This is a genomic window from Streptomyces minutiscleroticus (assembly GCF_014650875.1).
Taxonomy (GTDB): Bacteria; Actinomycetota; Actinomycetes; order Streptomycetales; family Streptomycetaceae; genus Streptomyces; species Streptomyces minutiscleroticus.
In genome coordinates this window covers 1-19,406 of record NZ_BMVU01000090.1, presented here as the reverse complement: position 1 = coordinate 19,406, position 19,406 = coordinate 1, and the positions used below count along the sequence as shown (strand labels likewise).

At 71.2% G+C, this 19,406-nt stretch carries 19 protein-coding genes and 2 pseudogenes; 14 read left to right on the top strand and 7 right to left on the bottom strand.

Annotated features, from left to right (window positions below):
- Positions 1 to 762, bottom strand: a protein-coding gene (locus IE271_RS37585; protein WP_190194964.1) for an IS5 family transposase whose coding sequence is annotated in 2 segments (ribosomal slippage) — positions 1 to 417 and positions 417 to 762 — 763 coding nt annotated over the 2 segments. Because the reading frame shifts where the segments join, the coding sequence is not laid out codon by codon here. This gene is flagged as partial in the annotation.
- A gap of 117 nt (positions 763 to 879) precedes the next feature.
- On the opposite strand from IE271_RS37585, the gene IE271_RS37580 reads away from it, so the two are divergent.
- The 3 genes from IE271_RS37580 (at position 880) to IE271_RS43710 (ending at position 2,712) form a co-directional block, all read left to right on the top strand.
- Positions 880 to 1,674 (top strand): peptidoglycan-binding protein, encoded by a 795-nt coding sequence (locus IE271_RS37580; protein WP_229919859.1) that lies wholly within the window; start codon positions 880 to 882, stop codon positions 1,672 to 1,674.
- On the top strand, positions 1,671 to 1,883 hold the full coding sequence (locus IE271_RS37575; RefSeq protein WP_373308903.1) for a helix-turn-helix domain-containing protein: 213 nt from the start codon (positions 1,671 to 1,673) through the stop codon (positions 1,881 to 1,883). Before IE271_RS37580 ends, IE271_RS37575 begins: the two co-directional genes overlap by 4 nt.
- A gap of 172 nt (positions 1,884 to 2,055) precedes the next feature.
- Positions 2,056 to 2,712, top strand: a complete 657-nt coding sequence (locus IE271_RS43710; protein ID WP_190194961.1) for a DUF2690 domain-containing protein — start codon at positions 2,056 to 2,058, stop codon at positions 2,710 to 2,712.
- A 207-nt stretch (positions 2,713 to 2,919) separates the two neighbouring features.
- Here IE271_RS43710 and IE271_RS37565 read toward each other — a convergent pair whose 3' ends face one another.
- Both IE271_RS37565 and IE271_RS37560 read right to left on the bottom strand, forming a co-directional pair.
- The gene (locus IE271_RS37565; protein WP_190194960.1) at positions 2,920 to 3,837 is read right to left on the bottom strand and encodes an AraC family transcriptional regulator; all 918 of its coding nucleotides are present in this window, start codon (positions 3,835 to 3,837) and stop codon (positions 2,920 to 2,922) included.
- A gap of 60 nt (positions 3,838 to 3,897) precedes the next feature.
- Positions 3,898 to 4,719: a zinc-binding dehydrogenase gene (locus IE271_RS37560; RefSeq protein WP_229919860.1), complete on the bottom strand. Its 822-nt coding sequence runs from the start codon at positions 4,717 to 4,719 to the stop codon at positions 3,898 to 3,900.
- Between IE271_RS37560 and IE271_RS42830 the strand changes: the two genes are divergently transcribed.
- A complete protein-coding gene (locus IE271_RS42830) occupies positions 4,636 to 4,896 on the top strand; it encodes a hypothetical protein (protein WP_229919861.1) in 261 nt (86 codons plus the stop codon). The genes IE271_RS37560 and IE271_RS42830 overlap by 84 nt on opposite strands.
- A 157-nt stretch (positions 4,897 to 5,053) precedes the next feature.
- On the opposite strand, the gene IE271_RS37555 is transcribed toward IE271_RS42830, so the two are convergent.
- A complete protein-coding gene (locus tag IE271_RS37555; protein ID WP_190194958.1) occupies positions 5,054 to 5,182 on the bottom strand; it encodes a PmrA in 129 nt (42 codons plus the stop codon).
- A gap of 557 nt (positions 5,183 to 5,739) precedes the next feature.
- Here IE271_RS37555 and IE271_RS37550 point away from each other — a divergent pair.
- Entirely contained in the window at positions 5,740 to 6,528 is a 789-nt protein-coding gene (locus IE271_RS37550) for a calcium-binding protein (protein ID WP_190194957.1), read from the top strand.
- Positions 6,529 to 6,838: 310 nt separating this feature from the next.
- Positions 6,839 to 6,996, top strand: a pseudogene (locus IE271_RS44410) (transposase); the annotation flags it as partial.
- Here IE271_RS44410 and IE271_RS37540 read toward each other — a convergent pair.
- Positions 6,974 to 7,186: a hypothetical protein gene (locus tag IE271_RS37540; RefSeq protein ID WP_190194965.1), complete on the bottom strand. Its 213-nt coding sequence runs from the start codon at positions 7,184 to 7,186 to the stop codon at positions 6,974 to 6,976. The pseudogene IE271_RS44410 and the gene IE271_RS37540 sit on opposite strands and share 23 nt — an antisense overlap.
- A gap of 234 nt (positions 7,187 to 7,420) precedes the next feature.
- Here IE271_RS37540 and IE271_RS44155 point away from each other — a divergent pair.
- Positions 7,421 to 8,259 (top strand): annotated as a pseudogene (locus tag IE271_RS44155) (IS110 family transposase).
- Here the strand turns inward: IE271_RS44155 and IE271_RS37530 are convergent.
- Together IE271_RS37530 and IE271_RS37525 are read right to left on the bottom strand one after the other, a co-directional pair.
- Positions 8,166 to 9,362 carry an acyltransferase family protein gene (locus IE271_RS37530; protein ID WP_190194955.1) on the bottom strand — a complete coding sequence of 399 codons (1,197 nt, stop codon included), beginning with the start codon at positions 9,360 to 9,362 and terminating at the stop codon, positions 8,166 to 8,168. The pseudogene IE271_RS44155 and the gene IE271_RS37530 sit on opposite strands and share 94 nt — an antisense overlap.
- A gap of 180 nt (positions 9,363 to 9,542) precedes the next feature.
- Positions 9,543 to 9,962 (bottom strand): winged helix-turn-helix transcriptional regulator, encoded by a 420-nt coding sequence (locus IE271_RS37525; RefSeq protein ID WP_190194954.1) that lies wholly within the window; start codon positions 9,960 to 9,962, stop codon positions 9,543 to 9,545.
- 145 nt (positions 9,963 to 10,107) lie between these two features.
- Here IE271_RS37525 and IE271_RS37520 point away from each other — a divergent pair, with 145 nt between their 5' ends.
- The 7 genes from IE271_RS37520 to IE271_RS37490 all read left to right on the top strand — a co-directional run bounded on the left by IE271_RS37520 (position 10,108) and on the right by IE271_RS37490 (position 19,319).
- Positions 10,108 to 11,586, top strand: coding sequence for an MFS transporter (locus IE271_RS37520; protein ID WP_229919856.1), 1,479 nt, complete (start codon positions 10,108 to 10,110; stop codon positions 11,584 to 11,586).
- 226 nt (positions 11,587 to 11,812) lie between these two features.
- On the top strand, positions 11,813 to 13,456 hold the full coding sequence (locus IE271_RS37515; RefSeq protein WP_190194952.1) for an ABC transporter substrate-binding protein: 1,644 nt from the start codon (positions 11,813 to 11,815) through the stop codon (positions 13,454 to 13,456).
- A 2-nt stretch (positions 13,457 to 13,458) separates the two neighbouring features.
- Entirely contained in the window at positions 13,459 to 14,421 is a 963-nt protein-coding gene (locus tag IE271_RS37510) for an ABC transporter permease (RefSeq protein WP_190194963.1), read from the top strand.
- The gene (locus IE271_RS37505; protein ID WP_190194951.1) at positions 14,418 to 15,278 is read left to right on the top strand and encodes an ABC transporter permease; all 861 of its coding nucleotides are present in this window, start codon (positions 14,418 to 14,420) and stop codon (positions 15,276 to 15,278) included. The genes IE271_RS37510 and IE271_RS37505 overlap by 4 nt, the downstream gene beginning before the upstream one ends.
- The gene (locus tag IE271_RS37500; protein WP_190194950.1) at positions 15,275 to 17,062 is read left to right on the top strand and encodes a dipeptide ABC transporter ATP-binding protein; all 1,788 of its coding nucleotides are present in this window, start codon (positions 15,275 to 15,277) and stop codon (positions 17,060 to 17,062) included. Before IE271_RS37505 ends, IE271_RS37500 begins: the two co-directional genes overlap by 4 nt.
- Positions 17,055 to 18,266, top strand: a complete 1,212-nt coding sequence (locus IE271_RS37495) for an acyl-CoA dehydrogenase family protein (RefSeq protein ID WP_190194949.1) — start codon at positions 17,055 to 17,057, stop codon at positions 18,264 to 18,266. Before IE271_RS37500 ends, IE271_RS37495 begins: the two co-directional genes overlap by 8 nt.
- Before the next feature lie 21 nt (positions 18,267 to 18,287).
- Positions 18,288 to 19,319, top strand: coding sequence for an LLM class flavin-dependent oxidoreductase (locus IE271_RS37490; RefSeq protein WP_190194948.1), 1,032 nt, complete (start codon positions 18,288 to 18,290; stop codon positions 19,317 to 19,319).
- The last annotated feature ends 87 nt before the right edge of the window (positions 19,320 to 19,406 follow it).

Below are 19,406 nucleotides of genomic sequence, written 5' to 3'. Positions count from 1 at the left end.
AGGCGATGCTGGTGAAGGCCAGGAAGTGCTCCGCCTTGCGTTCGTAGCGGCGGTGCAGGCGGCGGCAGCCGGCGAGCCGGGCCATGGTGCGCTCGATCACCCAGCGGTGACGGCCCAGCCGCTGGGAGGACTCGATGCCCTTGCGGGCGATGCGGTGCCGGATGCCACGCGCGCGGAGCCATTTCCGCAGATGAGCGTAGTCGTATCCCTTGTCGCCGTGGAGCTTGGCGGGCTTGCGCCGGCGCGGGCCGCGGCGGGAGCGGACGGGCGGGATACCGCGCACGAGCGGCTCCAGGGCCTGGCTGTCGTGCAGGTTGGCGCCGGAGATCCCGACGGACAGGGGCAGTCCGGTCCGCTCGGTGATCAAGTGGATCTTCGACCCTTTCTTGCCCCGATCCACAGGATTCGGACCCGTCAGGTCCCCCCCTTCATGGCCCGCATGGTCACCGAGTCGATCGCGCACCGCGACCAGTCCAGCTCACCCCGCGAACCGAGCCCGTCCAGCACCAGCCGGTGCAGCTTCGCCCACACCCGGGCCTTGGTCCACTGCGTGAACCGGCGATGGGCCGTCGCACCGGACGGCCCGAACATCGGCGGGACCTGCGCCCACGTACAGCCCGTCGTCGCCACGAAGATGATCACGGCCAGCACCTCACGATCGCCGTACCGGCGCCGGCCACCACCCTGCGGACGCGACGGCGCCTCCGGCACCACCCGCTGGAACAGCTCCCACAACCCGTCCGGGACCAGACGCTCAACCATCAACACGGACTCAGGCTACCGCCAAGGCCAAATGAGATGACCTCTTAGCAGGGCAACGGACAACTGTGCATGGGAGCAGGGGGCGTCATGCGGCGTTGGAAGGAATTACCGGATTCCTTGGATCCACGAGTGCGGCAACTCGTCGTTCAATTGAGAAGGGTCAAGGACCGCAGTGGGCTGAGCCTGGAGTCGTTGGAGACGAAGACCGGCATCAGCCGTTCGTCCTGGGACCGCTATTTCAATGGGAAGACCCTGCCGCCGCACCGCGCGGTGGAAGAATTGGCGCGGACTTCCGGGGCGGACAGCGTCCGCCTGCTGGTCCTGCACGAGATTGCCGAGGACGCCCGGCAGCGACGGAGCGCACTGTCTCCGTCGGACGGTGCAACGGACCCGAGGGCCGACGTTCCGGAGGTGGAACCGGCATCGTTGAAGGATGCCCGGCCGCCGCTGGTGCGCAGAGGCGTAGTCCTCGCCGTCGCCGCGCTGGCCGGCGTGGGCGCCGGGATGGTGATCTCCTCGGCGTGGAACGGTGACCGCTCCGCCGGTAACCAGGTCAAGACCACGGCGGCGGCTCCAGGACTCAGCAGCAGTAGGACCAGCGCGACGGCCGAAAGGAAACGTTACGTCTTCCAGCCCGGCAAGTCCTATCCCTGCGAGGTCCGCAGGAGCGAAGCGGCCGGGAAGGGCCCGTACGCCGGATACAGCGTGACGCAGAGTGCCGTCCTCACGGGGCCCGGGTGGGACGTGGTGGAGGCCCAGTGCCTGCTGCGCCATCACCACATGGAACCCGGCATCGTCGACGGGGTGTACGGACAGCAGACCATCGCGGCCGTGATGCGACTGCAGGGGAAAGCCGGGCTGCCCGCGGACGGCGTCGTCGGCCCGCACACCTGGCGGGTGCTGCGCGGATGACCAGCGGTGCACCGGAGTGCGCGGCGCTGGCCGAAGGACTGCGTGCGGTCCGGGCGCGTACCGGGCCGAGCCTTGTGGCGTTGGCCGAACGCACGGCGTACAGCAAGTCGTCCTGGGAGCGCTATCTCAACGGGAAGAAGCCGGTGCCCCGCCAGGCCGTCGAGGCGCTGTGCGCCACGGCAGGGATGGTGTCCTGCGGCGTGGTGTAGCAGCGATCTTCGCAGGAGCAGCTTTCGTGCCTGCCCCTCGGCATGAGTCGTCGATCATCTGTGTCGACGGCGCAGGCTGACGGCCCGTCGGGCCACGAAAGTCGCGGGCGCCTCTGATTGCCGGCGCGACCTGCAACTTTGCAGTGATCGCTGGTACACCACATGAGGGGACATGACCACGGCAGGAGAACCTCCCGAGCGGCTCCTCGCCCTGTGGGAGCTGGCGGACGCCGAATGGAGCGGGCGCGCCCGCCTCTCCCGCCCCGCCGCACAGCACCCTTCCGTTGCCGTGCCGACGGACGCCGGGAGTGACGGGGCTGTCCCGCGACGGCCCCGGCACGGGCGTTGGCCGGCCATCGTCGCCGGTGCCGCGGCGGCCCTGGCCGCCGTGACTGCGGCCCTGGCCGTCCCGGATTCCGGCGCCGGAGAACCGACGGGCCTGACGGCGTCCCCCGTGCTTGATCCCCCGCCCGCTTGCCACGGGACGACGTGCGACGGCATGGATCCCGGCCGGTCGGCCTGTGGGCTGCCCGGCCGGGCCGACTCACTGGGACCACCGCACCGCACCCGTACCGGTACGGGCGTGGAAATCCGGTACAGCAGCGTGTGCGCCGCCGCGTGGGGCAGGATCTGGCATGCGAGGATCGGGGACGTCCTTGAGCTGTCGGTCCTCGGCGTCCGGCCGCGCAGAGTCCTCATCGACAGCACCGCGGACACCGACGTCTACCGCTTCACGGCGATGATCGGCGCCCCGGATCGGGCCGGTCTGCGGCTGTGCTTCACCGCGGCCGGTGAGACCGATCCGGAGTGCTTCCATGCCACCCCTTGAGCTGAGGTGTTGCAACGACCGCTAGAACTGAAGCCGAGGTGCACTCGTGGCCGGCGTCCATTGGGCAAGTGCGTTGTCGGGCAACGATGCGTCGGCTGCTTTCGGCCGTGGGGACTGGTGGGCTCGCATGCTTGAGATGTCGCGTATTCCTCGTGCCGATGTGAGCACGGGGGCACCCACCTGGTGCTGACCTCTCCCGACCCCGGATCATTTGCGAAGTCGAGAACGGTACTCGCCCGGGGCAGTGCCTCGGGCACGTCTGAAGGCACGGCTGAAAGCGTGCGCAGAGCCGTATCCGACCGCGCGGGAGATCGACTCGACCGGCTCATCGGTATCGCGGAGCCGGACGGACGCCAGGTCGATGCGCCACTGCGTCAGGTACGCGCCCGGCGTCTGTCCGAGGGCGGACCGGAAACGCCTGGACAGCGTCGCCCGTGAGACGCTCGTCGCGGCGGCCAGGGTCTGTGTGGTCCAGGGGTGTCCCGGTTGGGCGTGGACACATGCCAGAGCGTCGCGCACGACCGGATCACGCATCGCTCCCAGCCATGAGCCGGACTGCTCCTGCGGGTAACGGGCCAGCCAGGCGCGTACGAACTGAACGAGCAGAAGGTCGACGATGCTGTTGATGGCGGCGGTGGTGCCGATCTGCGGCTGTGCGAGCTCGGCAGCCAGAAGTTCGACGGTCCTTCTGAGCTGCGCGTTCTCCTGGGCTGTAACGTGCATCGGCCGAGCGAGGGAGGTAAGCACCGGTGTGCGCGCCTCCGGGTCCTGCTCATAGTGCAGGACGATCACTTCCGTCTGCACTGGCTCCGAGCCCAGACGCAGGGCCCGGCCATCGCCAATAGCTCGGGCCGCCTCTTTCCGGTCGCAGGAACCCATCGTCACGCCGGCGCTGCCGGCTATCCCATGTGCGATGCCCGGCGACACCAGGACGGCGTCTCCGGCCTGCACCTGAAGAGGTTTCTCGCCTGTGACGTGGAGCCACATAGTGCCGCGGGACACCACGTGCAGTGCCGCTCCTGGAAAGGAGTCCAGCCACAGGCCCCAGGTTCCTCCGGCCTTCAGCATGACCCCGAGCGCCCCACGCGCACCCGAAACATGCAAGACCTCCGCCAGCACATCCATGGGTCCATTCTCGTCCACCACCGCGAACCGCCGCCGGCGCATGTGTCCTCGTCCACAGCCTCAGGCCACGTCAAGAACAATTTTTCCGTGCACCTTCCGCGTGAACAGCGCCCGGACGGCGTCGTCCACGTCCTGCCAGTCGCCTCGAAGTCCGACCGGTGCCGAGAGCCTCCCGGCGGCCATGAGGCCCAGCAGGTCCGTCAGCTCCCCGCCGGTCGGCGTCATGTCGCCGTAGGTGGCGATGCTGCGGGGCTCACCGAAGCCGAACAAGGCCCCTGACGGGAACGTGGTTTCCTGCCCCGAGGAGTAACCGACCAAGTGGATGGTGCCGCCCTCGGCGAGGGAACTCCACGCCTGGGCCACCAGCGGGCCACCGACCGTGTCCAGGACGAGGTCGAACCGGTCCTCGGTCTCAGCCAAGTCGGTCAGGACCCTGTCGGCGCCGAGTTCACGGAGCCCGGCGGCCCGCTCCGGCGAACCGACGAGTGCCGTCACCCGGGCGCCCGCCAGCGCCGCCAGTTGGACGGCGAAGTGCCCGACGCCCCCGCTGGCGCCGGTGATCAGCACGTCGCGCGCCAGCAGGGAACGCTTGCGCAGCACCCGGAATGCGGTGACCCCGGCGATCCCCAGCGCGGCGGCGTCGGCCAGGTCCACGCCCGCGGGGACGGTGCCGAGCGAGGCGGGGCTGACTGCCACCCGCTCCGCCCACGCGTGGGGGGCCATTCCCACTGCGACGCGCGTACCTTCGGGCGGCCCCGAACCGTCGGATGCGGCGCGCACCACGATGCCGGCCGCGTCGTGACCGTGCACAGCGCCGGCCGGCCACTGGTGCACGTAATTCAGCTCTCCGAAGTTGAGACTGATGTGCTGTATCTCCACCAACGCCTCACCGGTGGACGGTACGGGCTCATCGACATCGGCGAACCGGACGGGTCCGGCCCCACTGTGATCGACCACAAGGGCGCGCATAGGGGTGTGTTTCCTTCTCTCGTGGATGTGCCTGAACATTCGGCGCGGCAACAGATCGAGTGCTCAAATGTCGCACTGTCGTCTTCTTGAAACCCTACGCAGGACCAGGACAGCGACCAGACCCGTGAGAATCAATCAGTTGACGATCTGTATCAGTGCGGCTCACGGCGCGTCGAGTTCTGCGCCCGGCCGGTGGATGGCGCTGTGACGGGCACGACATGCTCGGCAATGTGATGATCTTGAGGCGTCAGCGCTTCCGCTTCCGTCGGGCGGCGGGATCGCCCTGGGCGACGTGCCTGGCGACCGCGTCGATGCCGGGGTGGGCATACCGCTCCAGGGCGGGGACGGAGGCGTGGCGGGAGCGGTCCAGGAGCATCGGGGTGGAGGTGTCGCCCCACGTGGGCAGCCGCGCGTTTGGCCGACGTCCCCGGCAGCGCCGGATCGTCGATGCCCGCGATGGGGACGGCAGGGAAGCACAATCGCCGATCCCGCCCCCATGGATCCGGGCAGTCCCCAAGCCCACCTGCGGAAGACCGGCGTCCCGCCACAGCGCGCCAGGACCTCCACGATCCGCCAATTCATCCTCCAGGGCCCCGGCCCTCGTCATCGCCAAGGCCCTCGGCTACCACGACAAACCGCCACCCGCCTGGTCCCCGATGTCGGAGGCACCTGGGCCCGCGCCCCAGGCCACCACACACGGTGACACCAGGCACGGCCTCAACGAGGAATACGCGACACCTCAACATGCGGGCCCACCAGTCGACCGAGGCCGGAAGACAGCGTGAGCCCCGAACTCCTCCTGGCAGCCGTGCGATCGATGGGCAACCATTCCTGCGACTTGATGGTCATGTCCGTGCCGCTCGCATAGTGGGCGGGCATTGTCAGCTCCGCCTCGGGACGTTCTGAGGCGCTGGAACACGGGGAAACGTCTTCATGCATCACCGCACCACCGTGGCAGGCCTTGCCGGGGCCCTCGCCCTGTCCGCGCTCACGATTCCGGTGGCCGCCCAGGCGGATGACTTCTCGGGCGACATCAAGATCACGAAGGTGGTCGTCAACGGAGGGAAGGACATCGTCCTGGGGACCACGGACGTGAAGACGTTCACCATCGCGGTGACCGCCACGGACGACTCGGGCATCGAGGTCGGAAGTACCTTCCCGGCCATGTGGCACACGCCCCTCCCGAACGGCGACTACTACGGTCTCGTGATACCCGACAACATCGCGGGCAAGTGCGTGCGCCAGAGCTTCACCACGACCACTTGCACCTACACGCTGAAAATCAACCCGCGCATCCATCCCCAGGACAACACCACGGCCGGGACCTGGGCCGTGAGAGCCCACGCCCTGGCCAACGACGGTGACTACATCACCAAGGATTCCACCGCCAAGGCAAAGGTCCTGCGCAACTCCAGGCTGACGGTCAACGCCTCGCCGGAACCGGTGAAGAAGAACAAGACGATCACCGTCACGGGCACTCTGACCCGCGCCAACTGGGAGACCTACAAGTACGGGGGCTACACCAAGCAGCCGGTGAAGCTCCAGTTCAAGAAGAAGGGCACCAGCACCTACAAGACCCTCAAGACCGTCACGACGGACAGCAAGGGCAACCTGAGGACGACGACGAAGGCCACGGCGGACGGCTACTTCCGCTACTCCTTCGCAGGCACGTCCACCACCCCGGCAGTCGCCTCCGCGGCAGACTACGTCGACGTGAAGTAACCCTCGGGAGGGTCATCTATCCTCCAGCAAGCGCAGAAGGCTCAGAGGCTGTTGTCGCTCCGATCTCGAGGGGTGCGCGTCGAACGAGAGTCCCGATGGGGTGGTCTTCTCGTGGCCGGGGCATGAAAGCAGGGCCTCCTGAACAGCTCGTGGGTGTCGAAGACCACGAGCAACAGGAGGCCCTGTGCCGCAATCTTTCGCGCCGGCGCCCGCGGAGTCCAACTCGGCCGCTCGGTCGTGTGATTGTCTCGCCCGCGCGTACGGCAATGCCGTCGACCATGGAGAGCGTGTGCGACGTTATCCCTCGGACATGACGGACGCGGAGTGGGCGGCGGTGCGGCCGTTGCTGCCGGTGCCGGGCCGGCTGGAGGGCCGCGGCGGACCGCCGGAGGGCTACTGCCACCGTCAGATGCTGGATGGATCCGGTATCTCGTCGACGACGGGATCAAGTGGCGGGCGATGCCCGCGGCGCCGCGACGGGCGAAGCCGCCTCTGCCGACTGGGTCGGGCCGTCAGCAGCCGGTGCGCTCAGCACCTCGCCGACCGTTTCCCGGGCAATGACCAAGCGCTGCCACCGCTCCTGCGTCTGCTCCAGCCCGACACGCAGCGCCTCCACCCGCTGCCGAGCAGCCAGTTCCCGCTCCTCCAGCAACCCCATCACCGACGGCACCCGGCAACCTCCACCCAAGAGACGACACCCTGCACCGTCTCTGCCGCACACCAGCCGACCTCAATCCTGACCAGGTAAAACGCGGCGATCACAGGCGGAAAGACAACAGCTTCTAACCGGTGACTCTGTGATGCAGGTCAGCTCGCCCGACAGGATGGCGATGGGGATCCGTTACGGGACTTCGGTTTGCGCCAGGACCACCGCGGTGGGCCCGGAGCGCGTGTGTCAGATTCGACGACTTCCCGGATCCCTCCGGGCGCCCGCTCGCTCGGTGCGCACGGAAGGAGCAGGGCGGTGGCGCGACAGGACGTGAAGGATGAGGTTCTTTACCTGCGGGCGGCGGGGGTGGACCTGGGCAAGCAGTTCCTGCTGGCGTGTGTACGGACCCCCGGCGCGAAGCGGGCGGGCACCTGGTCGCTGGATACCGAGCGGTTCGGCACCACTCCGGCCGAGATCCGCAAGCTGCTGGCCCGGCTGCTCGAGCACCGTGTCGAGGTGGTGGTGCTCGAGGCCACCTCGGACTACTGGCGCCACCTGTACTGCACCCTGCAGCCGCATCTGAACCTGATGCTGGTCAACCCGGCCCACCTCAAGGGCATCGCGGGCGCAGGAGTGATCCCAGTGACGCCGCGTTCCTCGCCCGGGCGGGCGCCTCCGGCATGGTGATGGGCTCCTTCGTGCCCGAGCGCGAGATCCGCGAGTTACGGGATCTCACCCGCCGCCGCACCGAACTGGTCACTTCCCGCGGCCAGGAGGTCCAGCGCCTGGAGAAGGAGCTGGAGGACACCGGGATGAAGCTCTCCTCGGTGCTCTTCGACACGTTCGCCACGCTGCGACTGGTGCCGATGAGCGACGCTTTCTCAGTGGTGATCACTTCCGGATTCCGTATCCGTGCCGCCACATCGCGCGGCCGAAGGACGAGCTCAGGGCGCGCGGTGCGCGGGTTTCCGGGAACGTCGTCCCTCCCCTACTGGGCCGGTCCCGCCACGGGGGCCGGCCGGGGACGCCCGTGGGCGAAGCGGCGCATCACCGGCTGCTCGACCGCGCGGTGGAGCGCGTAGGCCGCGGCGAGGGTGAGCAGGAACACGACCGCCTCCAGCAGCAGGGCGGCGGGCAGGTCGTAGCTACCGGTCAGGAAGCGCTCGCGGACGTAGAAGAGTGTGATGCCCTGAACGAGGTAGAACGCGAAGGAGATCTCTCCGAGCCATACGGCGGGGCGGCTGCTCAGCAGGGTGCGACGGTCCGAGAGGTCGGCTGTGGTCAGAGAGCAGATGATCGCCGCGATGGGGACGATCGTGGCCAGGGTGAAGCTGAAGGGCGCGGGGACGGTGAGGGCCGCGGCGTATCCGGCGACGGCGAGTGCGGCGACCCAGACGGGACGGATGCGGGGCAGGCGGCCGCTCAGGGCCATCCGCGCCAGGACCATGCCGAGCACGAACTCGAACATCCTCGGCGGCGGGAAGGCGTAGCTGAACCACATCTGGGTGAAGGACAGCGGCAGTTGCGGCACGCGGGGGGTGTCCGCCACCAGGTACCTGCCGATCAGGTCCATGACGACGATGCCCGCGACTGCGGCTCCCGCGCCCCACCACAGCAGCCGTTCGGGGATGCGCAGCACCGGCCGGATCAGCAGCGGGAACAGGGCGTAGAAGAGCAGTTCGCAGCAGAGCGACCAGGCGGGCGGGTTGACCCCGCTGAAAGTCTGCGGATCGGACAGGAAGGAGTGCAGGAGGAACAGGTTGGGCAGCCAGGACTCCACCGGTGTGTAGGCGCCGGCGAACAGGATCATGGCCAGTGCCCAGGTCACCAGGTGGTTGGGGAAGATCTTCAGCAGGCGGCGGCGCCAGAAGCGGGGGGCGGTGTCCTGCGGACGGTGCGACCAGGTGAGGACGAAGCCGCTGAGCACGAAGAAGAACGACACCCCTATGTAGCCGCACGAGCCGAAGAACCACGCGAGGTCCTCGGCCTGACCGGGGTCGCCGAAGAAGGTCTGGGCACTGGCCGGTGCGATCGGGTTACTGAGCAGAGTGGTGTGGTACAGGAAGACGAGCAGTGCGGCGCAGAAGCGCGCACCGGTGAGAGACGGCAACGCCGTGCGCCCCGACGGGGGGACGGCGGACGAGGGCCGGACGACGCGCAGGTCCCTGGGGGGAGGGACGGCCATGGCGTGGGATGCCTTTCGCTGCGGAGATCCCGCAGCATGTGCCACGGGCACAGGCATGGTGGTCCTTGTCCGCCCATCGGCCGGGAACTCGGCGCCCATCGGACGCCGGCCCTGCGGTGCCCGTCTCCTCCCGGACGGTGCCGGCCGCACGCCAGCGGTGCCGGCGGGGCGCGCGGGCCGTCAGCAGTCGGCGTCGGCCCCGGCGGGCCGGCCGTGCTCCCGGTCGTACGCCTCGCGGGAGCCGGCGATCGTCTCGCGGTGGCGTTCGGCCCATGCGGTCAGGGCCGTGAGCGAGTCGTAGAGCTCGACGGCCATGCCGGTCGCCCGGTACTCGACCTTCGGCGGCACGGTCGCGTACACGGTGCGCGAGATGAGTCCGTCGCGTTCGAGGTTGCGCAGCGTCAGGGTGAGCATGCGGCGGCTGATGCCGGGCACCGCCCGCTCCAGCTCCGTGAAGCGGGCCGGGCCGTGGCTGACGTTGAGCAGGATGCCGATTGCCCACTTGCCGCTGATGCGGTTCAGGGCCTCCAGGACGGTGCAGACCGGGCGCTCGTCCAGGAACTCCCGGTCGTGGGTCACATCGATGTTCCCCTGAGACATAAAAGTGCCTCCTTACGGCGGACTTGATGGTCACACATGATGGGGGCTGTAACAAGTAGTGCCCCATGGGAGCGGGCGCCCCTTCGGCGCGCCCCCGGGGCGCTCGTCTCCCTGGTTCTCCGATCCCCGTGAAGGAATGGCCCGCATGTCCACGCCCGCCCCGCCCCCCGCCCAGACTGCCAGGTCGCCCTGGCTGGCGCTGGTCATCCTCTGCGTCGGCAACTTGATGATCATCCTGGACGGCTCCATCGTCACCGTCGCCCTGCCCACCATCCAGCAGGACCTCGGCTTCACCCAGTCCGGCCTGGCCTGGGTGGTGAACTCCTACCTCATCGCCTTCGCCGGCCTGCTGCTGCTCTCCGGCCGCCTGGGCGACCTGCTCGGCAGCAAGCACATCTTCACCGCGGGACTCGTCCTCTTCACCGCCGCTTCCCTCGCCTGCGGCCTCGCCACGGCACCCTGGGCTCTGGTGGCCTTCCGCTTCGTCCAGGGCGTGGGCGGCGCCCTGACCTCCGCCGTCGCCCTGGGCATGATCATCACACTGTTCCAGGACCCCGCCCAGCGCGCCAAGGCCCTGGCCGCCTACGCCTTCGTGGGCGCGGCGGGCTCCTCGCTGGGCCTCATCCTGGGCGGGGTGCTCACCCAGAGCCTCAGCTGGGAGTGGATCTTCCTGGTCAACGTGCCCATCGGCGTCGTGGCCATCGTCCTGACCCTGCGCGTGGTCCCCGGCCTGCCCGGACTCGGGCTGCGCCAGGGCGCCGACGTCACCGGTGCGGTGTTGGCCACCGGCGGACTGATGCTGCTCGTCTACACGATCATCAAGGCCGAGGACTACACCTGGAGCGACGCCCGCAGCCTGGGCCTGCTGCTCGCCTCCCTGGCCCTGCTCGCCGGCTTCGTGCTGCGTCAGGCCCGCGCCGCCAGCCCCCTGCTGCCGCTGCACATCTTCCGCTCGCGCACCGTCTCCGGCGCCAACGTCATCATGCTGCTGATGGTCGCCGGCCTCTTCGGCTACCAGTTCTGCACCGCCCTGTACTTCCAGAACGTCCTGGGCTACGACGCGCTCAGGACCGGCCTGGCCTTCCTGCCCGCCCCCGTGACCATCGCCGTCGTCTCCCTCGGGCTGGCCGCCCGCCTCAACCAGCGCTTCGGCGCCCGCCCCGTCCTCATCGGCGGCCTGCTGCTGGTCGCGGCCGGCCTGGCGCTGCTGGCCCGGGTGCCCAGCGACGGCCAGTACGCCCTCGACGTCGTGCCGCCGTTCATCCTGCTCGGCGTCGGCTTCGGCGCCGCGATGCCCGCCCTGATGGGACAGGCCATGTCCGTGAACTCGCCCAACGACGCCGGCATCGCCTCCGGCCTGGTCAACACCACCCAGCAGGTCGGCGCCTCCCTCGGCACCGCCGTCCTCGCCACCGCCGCCGCCTCCCACACAGCCGCACTCCTGCGGGAGCACGAGAACCAGATCGACGCGCTCACCGGCGGCTTCCGCCTCGCCTACGCCCTCAGCGCCGCCTTCGTCCTGGTGTCGCTCCTCGTGGCCGCGTTCGTCCTGCGCACGCCGCGCTCCGCCGGTCCGCAGGCGACGGAGCAGGCCCCCTCCGACACGGCCGCGGCGACGGGCTGACACCGGCCGCCACCGGTGGTCCGGCCGTCCGACAGCCGGACCACCACCCCTCGACCCCGCAGACAGGGCCCCTCTAGGGGGGTGACCAGGGGGGTTGCGGACGGTGCGGCACCTCAGACTTTGATGCGTCGCGCGCGGCGGACGCTCCGGGCCCCGCGCGCGACCGGAGGCGGTCGACGGCCGCGCCGTCCCCCTTCACCCCGCATCTCTCAGGATCGGAACAACCATGCAGAGCAGGCGTACCTTCCTCCGCGGTCCCCTGACAGCCACCGCCGTCGCCCTCCTCGGCCCGGCCGCTCTCACGGCGTGTTCCTCCGACTCCGCTCCCCCGTCGGCGAGGAGCGCCGGCGGCACCCTGCGCTACGGCGCCGCCGTCGAGCCGGACAGCTGGGACCCGCACGCGGCTTCCACCTCGATCACCGGGCGACTGCTCAGACCGGTCCTGGAATCGCTGGTCTCCATCGCCGACGACGGCACCGTGCGGCCCTGGCTCGCCGACTCGTGGAAGGTCTCCCCCGACGGACTCACCTACACCTTCTCGCTGCGCTCCGGAGTCACCTTCAGCGACGGCGCCACCTTCGACGCCGAGGCGGTGAAGGCCAACTTCGACCACATCGTCGCGGCGAAGACGGCCTCCAAGCGCGCGGCGGGACTGCTCGGCCCCTACAGGAAGACCGAGGTCGTCGACGCCCACACCGTGGCGGTCCATCTCGAGGCCCCGCACTCCTCGTTCCTGCAGGCCGCCGGAAGCACCTTCCTGGGCTTCCACTCCCCCGCCGCGCTGCGCGACCACGCCGCCGACCTGTCCTCCGGCGGCAAGTATGTCGTCGGCACCGGCCCGTTCACCTTCGCCTCGGTCACACCGGGCCAGCAGGCGGTGTTCCGCCGCCGCGCCGACTACGCGTGGGCGCCGACGACCGCCACGCACAAGGGGAAGGCCAAGCTGGAGAGCGTCGTGGTGCTGCTGCTCAAGGAGGACGCGGCGCGCGTGGGCGCGATCACCTCCGGCCAGGTCGACGTCGCCGAGCAGATCCCGGCGAGCCGGGTCGCCGGCCTGCGCGGCCGCGACGGCCTCGAACTCACCCGCAAGGCGATACCCGGCGTGCCGTACACCTACTACCTCAACACCACCCGGGCGCCGTTCGACGACGTCCGCGCCAGGCGGGCCGTCCGTCACGCCATCGACCTGGCGGGCATCACCAAGGGGCTCTTCCAGGGCGTGTACGACAGGGCGTGGGGACCGCTGGCCCCGTCCACACCAGGTCACGACAGCAGTCTGGCGAAGGCGTGGACGTACAGCAGGGCCAAGGCCGACGAGCTGCTGGACGACCTCGGCTACACCGGCCGGGACGCTGCCGGGTACCGGACGAAGGACGGCAGGCGCCTCACCGTCGAGCAGCCCTACGTGAAGACCTTCGTGTCGGCCCAGAACCACACCTTCGACGTGGGCGTGCAGGACGCCCTCAAACAGGTCGGCATCGAACTGAAGCTGCTCCCCCTGGACTCGGCGTCGTCCATCGAGCGTACGACCAAGGGCGACTACGACCTCTTCGCCTTCGGCTGGCAGGGCTCCGACCCCAGCGTGCTGCAGACCCTGTACTCCTCCAAGCAGCAGTTCGCCGACGGCGGCGCCAACGGCAGCCGCGTGCACGACGAGCGCCTCGACGACTGGCTGGAGCAGGCCGAGGCCGCCACCGGCGCCGAGCAGCGCCTGGAGCTGTACCGCAAGGTGCAGCGCCGGATCGTGGAACAGGCGTACTCGATCCCCGCCTACATCGCCACCATGGACGTCGCGCACCGCGACCGCGTGTCGGGACTGCGGCTCGACGTCGAGGCCAACACCGACTTCTACGGCATCGGGGTGGCGTGAGCATGCGCGCGTCCGTACCGGGCCTGCCGCCCTGGGCGCGCTTCGCGGCGCGCCGCGCCGTCGCGGGCGTCGCCGTGGTGTGGGGGACGGTCACGGTGACGTTCTTCGCGATCCACCTGGCGCCCGGTGACATCGTGGACGGGCTGATCGGCCCCGGCGCGGCCGCGACGCCCGAGCTGCGCCGGCAGATCGCCGCCGAGGCGGGTCTCGACCAGCCGCTGCTCGTCCAGTACGGGCAGGAGCTGAGGCAGCTGGCGAGCGGCGACTTCGGCTGGTCGTACCAGCTGGGCCAGCCCATCGGCCGGCTCCTCGGCAGCCAAGTGTGGCCGACCGTCCAGCTGGCGGTGTCCGCGCTGGCCACCGCGCTGGTGCTCGCGGTGCTCGCGGCGACCCTGACGGCGGGGCGGGGCCGGGCGGTGCGCGGCGCCGCGGCCCTGACGGAGCTGCTGGCGGTGTCGATGCCGTCGTTCTGGCTGGGCATCATCCTGCTGACGGCGCTGTCGTACCGGCTGCACGTCTTCCCCTCGATCGGCGCGGGCGGACCGGCCTCTTTGGTACTGCCGACACTGTCGCTGGCGCTGCCGCTGGCCGGGCTGCTGGCCCAGGTGATCCGTCACGAGCTGGAGACCGCCGACGGCAGGCCGTTCGTGCTCACCGCACGCGCCCGGGGCCTGGGCGAGCGGGCACTGCTGCTGCGCCATACCCTGCGGCACGCGCTGCTGCCGCTGACCACCCTGGCCGGATTCGTCCTCGGCGGTCTTTTCGGCGGTGCGGTGCTGGTGGAGAACATCTTCACCCGGCCCGGACTCGGCCGGGTCCTGGCGAGCGCGGTCGGCTCCCGCGACCTGCCCGTGGTGACCGCGCTCGTGGTGCTGTCCAGCGCCGTCTTCGTGATCGTCAACACCCTGGTCGACCTGCTCCATCCTCTGATCGACCCCCGGCTGCGCGAGGGAGGCGCCGCATGAGCTCCGCCGTCACCGTGCTGGCCGAAACCGAGGCCGCGGTCCTCACCACCGGACGCGTCCGGCCCCGTTCCCCCCTGCTCGCCGCAGCGGCCACGCTGTTCGTCCTGCTCGCACTGGTCCTGGCGTTCCCCGGCCTGTTCACCGCCCACTCCCCCGAGGCGACCGACGTGGCGGCGGCCCTGCGCCCACCGGACGGCCGGCACTGGCTCGGCACCGACCAGCTGGGCCGGGACGTGTACGCGCGGCTGGTGTACGGCACCCGGCTGTCCGTGCTCATCGCCGTCGGCGCGACGCTGATCGGCGTCGGGGGCGGCGCTCTGCTCGGGCTGCTCTCCGCGTGCGGCGGCCGACGCGTCGACTTCGCCCTGATGCGCATCGTGGAGGTACTGCTGGGCTTCCCCGAACTGCTCCTGGCCCTGCTGGTGGTGGCGCTGCTGGGCGGCGGTACCCTCAACGTCGCGATCGCCCTCGGCATCGCCGGTGTGCCCAGCTACGCACGGCTGGTGCGCGGCCAGGCACGGCTGGTCCTGCGCTCGGAGTATGTGGAGGCGGCCCGGGTCCTCGGCGTGCGCCCCTGGCGGACCGTGCTGCGGCACGTGCTGCCCAACGTCGGCGGCCCGCTCGTGGTGCTCGCCTCCATAGGGCTGGGCTCGGCGATCGTCTCGGGCGCGGGACTGAGCGTCCTCGGACTGGGGCCCGTTCCGCCGGACGCGGACTGGGGGGCGATGGTCGCCGACGGCAAGGACTTCCTCCAGACCGCCTGGTGGATCTCGGTCTTCCCCGGCCTCGCGGTCACGGTCCTGGTCGTCGCCACGACCCTGGCCGGCCGTCGGCTGCAACTGCGGGCGGTGCGATGAGCGCGGTGGGGGACGGCCGGCCGGCGGCCGGGGACCTGGTGCGGGTGGAGGGGCTGCGCGTGTCCTTCCCCGGGCAGCCCCGGCCCGCCGTGGACGGTGTGTCGCTGTCGGTGGCGCCCGGTGAGTGCGTGGCTCTGGTCGGCGAGTCCGGTTCGGGCAAGTCCGTCACCGCACGAGCACTGATCGGCCTCGCCGGGGCCCGGGCCCGGGTGAGCGCGCGGGAACTGACGGTCGCCGGAGCCGACGCCACCGGGTTCGGGGAGCGACAGTGGCGGTCCGTGCGCGGCAGGCACATCGCCATGGTCTTCCAGGACGCCCTCGTCGCCCTCGACCCGCTGCGCACCGTCGGCGCGGAGATCGCCGAGGCGGCCCGGCTGCACGGCGCGGTGGGCCCGGAGGGCACCGAGGCCCACGTGGTGGACCTGCTCACCCGGGCCGGGGTCCCGGAGCCCGAGGCGCGGCGCGCGCAGTACCCGCACCAGTTGTCGGGCGGACTGCGCCAGCGGGCGCTGATCGCCTCGGCGCTCGCGGCCGACCCGCCGCTGCTGGTCGCGGACGAGCCGACGACCGCTCTGGACGCGATCGTGCAGGCGCAGATCCTGCGCCTGCTGGGCCGGCTCACCGAGAGCGGACGCGGACTGCTGCTCATCAGCCACGACCTCGCAGCGGTGGCGCAGCTGGCCGACCGGATCCTGGTCATGCGCCAGGGCGCGGTCGTGGAGAGCGGCCCCGCGGAACGCCTGCTGACAAACCCCCTACACCCGTACACGCGGATGCTCCTGGACGCCGTGCCGGGCACCGGTGGACACGGCCGCCCCGTCCCGGCGCCGAAGGCGCAATCCACCGTTCCGGCCCCGGCACGGCAGGCACGACCCGTGCGTGCGGTGCCGCGCGGCACGGCACGCACGGGGCCGGGACACGACCGCGTCGAGCGGACCGTCCTGGAAGGGCGGGACCTGACCAAGTCCTACGGCCCCGAGGGGCGGCGCGCGCTGGACGGCGTCTCGTTCACACTGCGAGCCGGCGAGGCGCTGGGCGTGGTCGGCGAGTCGGGGTCCGGCAAGACCACGCTGGCGCGGGTCGCCCTGGGGCTCGTCCGCCCGGACGCGGGCGAGGTGCTGCTGCACGGCCGGCCCTGGTCGGCGCCGGCCGAACGGGACCGGCGGCCCCACCGGGCAGCCGTGCAGTTCGTGCAGCAGGACCCGTACGCCTCCGCCGATCCGCGCTTCACTGTGGCCCGCGTGCTCGGCGAGGCCCTGCCGGGACTGCGACGTTCGGCGCGCGCGGAGCGCGGCGCCGAGCTGTTGCGCCAGGTGGGACTTCCGGCGGACCTGCTGTCCAGACGGCCGCACCAGCTCTCCGGCGGTCAGCGCCAGCGCGTGGCGATCGCGCGGGCACTGGCCCCCGGGCCCGAGGTCCTGGTCTGCGACGAACCGGTGTCGGCACTGGACGCCTCGGTCCAGGCCCAGGTCCTGCGGCTGCTCGACCGGCTGCGGCGCGAGACGGGGGTCGCACTGCTGTTCATCACCCACGACCTGGCCGTCGTACGGGAAGTCACCGAGCGGGTGCTGATCATGCGCCACGGCTCGGTCGTCGAGGAGGGCGGCACGGACACGATCCTGACCACGCCCGGCCACCCGTACACGCGTGAACTCGTCGCGTCGGTCCTGCGCCTGCCGGTCCGCGCCCCGGCCCGGGACGGGGCCGGGCAGGGAGCCGGTGAGCCGCCCCTGTCCGGACCGGTGCCCCAACCGATCACACCCTTAAGAGGAAACGATGTCTGAGACGACAGTGGATCCCGTCCACAGCGGCCGGGTCCCGACCACGGACAGGGCCGTGGAATGGCTGCGCCGGGCCGAGGCGGTCGCGGGACACCTGGCCCTCGGCGCGGGCCGCCGGGACCGCGAGGGCGCTCCCCCGGCGTCCGAGATCCGGCTGCTGAAGGACACGGGCCTGGTGACGCTGCTCGGCCCGGTCGAGTACGGCGGCGGCGGGCAGAGCTGGCCGGTCGCGCACCGGGTGGTGCGGACGGTGTCCGCCGCGGACGCCTCGATCGGGACGCTGCTGGCCCACCACTACGTGTGGCTGTGGATCGCGGAGTTCATCGGCACGGACGAGAAGATCCAGCACATCGGGGAGGTCGCGACCCGGGCCCGCTGGTTCTTCAGCGGTTCGGCCCGGCCCCGGTCCGCCCCGCTGACGATCTCCGACACCGGCGGCGACATGCTCTTCGACGGGCGGCTGGAGCGCACGCTGGGCCACCGGGTCTCCGACATCACCATGCTGGAGGGCTTCCCCGAAGACGGGGACGTACCGATCAGCGCGCTGGCGATGAGCAACCACGACCGGCTGACGTTCGAGCCGGAGCCGGCGGAGTTCGGACTGCGCTCGGTCGCGGCGGGCACGGTCGTCGCGGACCGGGCGAACATTCCGTGGTCCGGCGCCCTCGGGCACGTGCACAAGACGTTCGTGCCACGCGTCTACAACACCTTCCTCGCCCCCACGCTGCGGCTGGCCCAGGCGAACGTGCTGATCGGCACGGCCGCGGGGGCGCTGCGGGCCGCCGAGGAGTACACCCGCGCCCGGTGGTCGGACGCCCCTCCCTCGGAACCGGCCGCCGACGTCTCCACACGGACCTACGGCGCGCTGACAGCCCGGCTGTGGGCTGTGGAGGCGCTGGCCGACGCGGTCGGCGAGGAGTCCGGCGCCCTGCACGCCCGGCGCCGCCGGGTGACCGAGGAGGAGCGCGGGCGGCACGCGGTGCGGGTGGCCGCGCTGGCCGCGCAGGCGGCGGACGCCGCCGACGAGATCACCGCCGGTGTGTTCCGCGCCGCCGGGGCCACCGGGGCGGAGGCCGCGGCGGGCCTGGACCGGTTCTGGCGCGACGTCCAGGCCCTGCGGGTGCATGAGCCGGCCACGGACCACTGCCGCACGGTGGGCCGGCACGTGCTGTGCGGTGAGGTCCCCCAGCCGACCTGGTATGCGTAACGCGCGAAGGAGCGTCCCTGCATGAGCAGCACCACGATCCCGTTGTCCGTCCTCGACATCGCGTCCGTCGACTCCGCCGGCGGCCCCGTCGCCGCCCTGACCGGTACCAGAGAACTCGCCGCCGCAGCCGACGAGCTGGGCTACGAGCGCTTCTGGGTGGCGGAGCACCACAGCCTGCACGGCATCGCCAGTTCGGTGCCCGCCGTCCTGCTGGCCGCGATCGGCGAGCGGACCGAGCGCATCCGCGTCGGCGCGGGCGGGGTGATCCTGCCCAACCACGCGCCGTACGCGGTCGCCGAGTCCTTCGGCACGCTCGCCACCCTCTTCCCCGGCCGTGTCGACCTGGGCATCGGCCGGTCGGGGGCGGACCCCGTGCTCGCCCACGCGCTGCGCCGCGCGCCGAACGAGGAATTCTCCGAGAGCCTGGGGGAACTGCTCGCCTTCCTCGGCGACGGCTTCCCCGACGGGCACCCTTACCAGCGGCTGGAGGCGCTGCCCCGACCGCCCGCGGCACCGCGGGTGTGGTCGCTGGGCGCCAGCGTGCGCAGCGCCGCGGAAGCGGGCCGCCGCGGTCTGCCGTACGCCTTCGCCCACCACTTCTTCAACTCCCGCGGCACACAAGAGGCGCTGGCCGCCTACCGGGACGGCTTCCGGCCCTCGCGGTGGGCGGACCGGCCGCACGCGATCGTCACCGTGTTCACCGTGTGCGGGGAGACCTCCGAGCAGGCCCGGCGGCTGGCCTACCCGGCGCTCTTCCCGGTGCTGCGGCTCAACGGCGCCTCGCCGGCGGTGCCCCTGCCCACCGCCGCGGAGGCCGAGGCGTACACCTGGGCCGACACCGAACGCGCCGCGGCCGACGCGCTGCTGGCCAGTCAGGCGGTCGGCGACCCCGACGAGGTGCGCCGGGCCCTGAGCGACCTGCTGGAGCGCACCGGGGCCGACGAGTTGATGATCACCAACAACGTCACCGACGTGAAGGAGAAGATCCGCTCCCTGGAGCGGGTCCGCGCCCTGGCCCCGTCCCTGCCGGCACCGGGGCACGCCACGGCGTGACACCCGCACAGCCGTGCGCCGGCACGACCGCGACGGCGGGGGACGGCGGCGGACGGCCCGCCGGCTCAGCCCAGCCGGCGGTCCGTC